Genomic DNA, 1,101 nt, shown 5'->3' on the forward strand with positions numbered 1-1,101 from the left:
GTTCGGCCTCGTCCCGGTCGGTCGAGTACGGCGGCTGCTGCGCGGCCAGCGCATCGAGGAACTGGTCGGTGCGGTTGATCTCGTTGAGCGACGGATCCCCGCCGGCCGAGTTCCAGCGTCCGAAGTCAGGCATGGTCCCGCCCGTTCGCCGTGAGCTCCGATTTCAGCCGCGCCAGCGCCCGGTGCTGGGCGACCCGCACCGCTCCGGCGGTGCTGCCGACGGCGTCCGCGGTCTCCTCCGCGCTCATCCCGACGACGACCCGCAGGATGAGGATCTCGCGCTGCTTCTCCGGGAGCACCTTCAGCAGCTTGGCCATCCGCGCCGACGCTTCGGAGTCGATGGCCAACTGTTCCGGACCGGCCTCGCCGGCGAACCGCTCAGGCACGACCTCCATCGGATCGGATTTGTTCCGCCCGGCGGCGCGGTGCGCGTCGGCAACCTTGTGCGCTGCGATCCCGTACACGAAGGCCAGGAACGGTCGTCCCTGATCCCTGTAACGCGGCAGCGCCGTGATGGCGGCCAAGCACACCTCCTGAGCTACGTCATCAGCTGAAAGACCGCTGCGTTCCGCGGTCCCCACCCTCGCCCGGCAGTACCGGACGACAAGGGGGCGGATGGTCTCCAGCACCTCCCGGAGCGCGTCCCGATCACCGGCGACAGCTTCAGCAACGACACCGTCGAGACGTTCTCCCGAGATTGTCATCGTGAGCAGGATCTCCAGCGTTACGTCGGGACACATCCCGGAGGGGAGGTGGCGGTATCAATCGGCACCAGCCGGTGCCGACTGAGCTAAACAATAACGATCAAGGCAGGCGCAACCCGGTTACCTGGGACGCCACACGCCGCCCCATCTGGTCACGGTTTGGGCGGCAGTGTCCCTGAGGTCGCGGATCTGCGCCGGTGAACAGTCGTCGGCGCCGATGTCGGCCAGCAGGGACGCTGCGGCCCATTGCAGCGGCAGCAGCCCGTGGCGGCCGGCCCGGCGCACCGCGTCCGAGCCTTCCCGGCGGGCCTGAACGAGGTCGCCTCGGCTGCACAGCGCCGCCGCGAGGACCACCTGGGATTTGACCGCGTGGCGCACCGACGGCAGGTCCGCGGCG

General features: G+C 69.3%; 2 protein-coding genes and 1 pseudogene. All 3 read right to left on the reverse strand.

Annotated elements, in window-relative coordinates; genetic code table 11:
* Positions 1-133: anti-sigma-D factor RsdA (locus tag MVA01S_RS30710; protein ID WP_255251735.1), on the reverse strand; the 133-nt coding region annotated here is incomplete at its 3' end.
* The gene (locus MVA01S_RS29940) at positions 126-704 is read right to left on the reverse strand and encodes a sigma-70 family RNA polymerase sigma factor (RefSeq protein WP_003929262.1); all 579 of its coding nucleotides are present in this window, start codon (positions 702-704) and stop codon (positions 126-128) included. The genes MVA01S_RS29940 and MVA01S_RS30710, both read right to left, overlap by 8 nt.
* 120 nt (positions 705-824) lie before the next feature.
* Positions 825-1,101 (reverse strand): annotated as a pseudogene (locus tag MVA01S_RS29945) (hypothetical protein); the annotation flags it as partial.

It is taken from the genome of Mycolicibacterium vaccae NBRC 14118 = CIP 105934 (assembly GCF_001552715.1).
GTDB lineage: Bacteria > Actinomycetota > Actinomycetes > Mycobacteriales > Mycobacteriaceae > Mycobacterium > Mycobacterium vaccae.

Excerpts from the sequence above, each read along its gene's own strand:
- MVA01S_RS29940 (WP_003929262.1), bottom strand. The coding sequence starts at position 704 with ATGACAATCTCGGGAGAACGTCTCGACGGTGTCGTTGCTGAAGCTGTC.